This window comes from Frankia sp. CcWB2 (assembly GCF_977927585.1).
Genome location: NZ_CDWRCM010000063.1, coordinates 5,846 through 7,400, shown reverse-complemented (window position 1 = coordinate 7,400; position 1,555 = coordinate 5,846). Strand labels below are relative to the sequence as shown.

The 1,555-nt window shown below is 66.4% G+C and carries 1 protein-coding gene; it reads right to left on the bottom strand.

Annotated features, from left to right (window positions below):
* Positions 1-99: 99 nt before the first annotated feature.
* Positions 100-1,555 (bottom strand): hydantoinase/oxoprolinase family protein (locus ACY45C_RS09075; protein WP_462187182.1); only part of this gene is annotated, 1,456 nt, incomplete at its 5' end.

The following is a 1,555-nucleotide window of genomic DNA, read 5'->3' as shown; positions in this document are numbered from 1 at the left end:
GGGGCGTGAGGGTGCTCTGCTCGGTGGCCTGCTCCTGCGTGGCGCTGTCGTCCGTGACAGTCATCGTCTTCTCCCTGGTGCGCTCGACGGTGTACTCGATCAGTCCTGCAGGAACCAGACGGCGCCCTGCACCGTCGGCTCCAGACGCCAGCCCGGCTCGACGAGGTAGGTGGTGTTCTCGGTGGTGACGATCGCGGGACCGGGGATCACCCGCTCGTGCGACAGCGCGGTCTGGTCGTAGACCGGCGTCTCGATCGAGTCGTCCTGGCCGATAAAGTAGACCTTGCGGTGCGACACCTCGGTCGGCACCGTGCGCTCGCCGCCGGCCTCCAGCGAGTCGAAGTTGACGACGTCGCCGTCGACATAGGAGGCCACCCGCACGGTCCCCACCCGGATCCCGGCTTCGGGTGCCGCGCTGCTGGCGCCGAACCGGTGACTGTAGACATCACCGAAGGTGCGGATCATGTGCAGTACGTCGCCGACACCGTTCATCCGGTTGATGTCGAGGGCGACAGCCTGGGTGAGCAACTGGTTGCCGTAGCGCATGTCCAGTTCCAGGCGGTACTTCACGTCTTCGGCCGCGAAGCCCTGACGCACCAGGTCCTCCCGGCCCCGGGCCTCGAGTTCCTCGACGATCGCGTTGAACTCCTCGTACTTGTCGTACAGCGACCGGGAGGTGGCGTTGTACATCGTGATGTGCACGCCGCGCTCGTGGAAGTGCAGCTGCTTCATGTTGCCGGCGCCGCAGGCGGAGAACACCGACGAGAACGGCGGGGCCAGGATCTGCTTGATGCCGGCATGGCGAGCAATACCGCAGGCGTGCAGCGGACCGTTGCCGCCGTAGGCGAGCATCGTGAAGTCCTCCGGCAAGTAGCCGCGCACCCGCAGCTCCTTGCCGATGCCGATCGCCATCTGCTCGTCGACGCCATCCTTGATCGCGCGGGCGATGTCGAGAACGTCCATGTCGAGCTGGTCGCACAGGTTCTCTTCGACGGCGAACCGGGAGCGATTCGGGTTGAGCTTGATGTAGCCGTTGGCGTAGTTGTCCGGGTCCAGATAGCCGAGCAACAGGTCGGCGTCGGTCACCGTCGGGCGCAGTCCGCCGCGGTCGTAGCAGGCCGGGCCGGGGTTGGAGCCGGCCGACTCCGGGCCGATCTTGATGGAGTTGTGGATCCGGTCGTACGACGCGATGGAGCCGCCGCCGGCACCGAGCGTGTCGAGGTGCACCATCGGCACCGACACCAGCCAGCGGTCGATGGTCGGCAGGAAGTCATAGTGCTTCACGCCGCCCTCAGGCACCAGGCCGATGTCGAAGGACGTGCCGCCCATGTCGGTGGAGATCACATGGCCCAGGCCCGTCTCGTTCGACAGGTGCTCCGCGGCGCCGACGCCGGCGATCGGACCGGAGTGGATGGTCTGCAGGGCGTCGGTGGAGTTCATCTGCGCCATGCCACCGGAGTTGTGGATGACCAGCATCGGCTTGCCGTAGCCGGAGTCGCGCAGGTTGTTCGAGAGCTGGCTGAGCGCGTGAAACATGATCTCGTGCAGGAAGCCG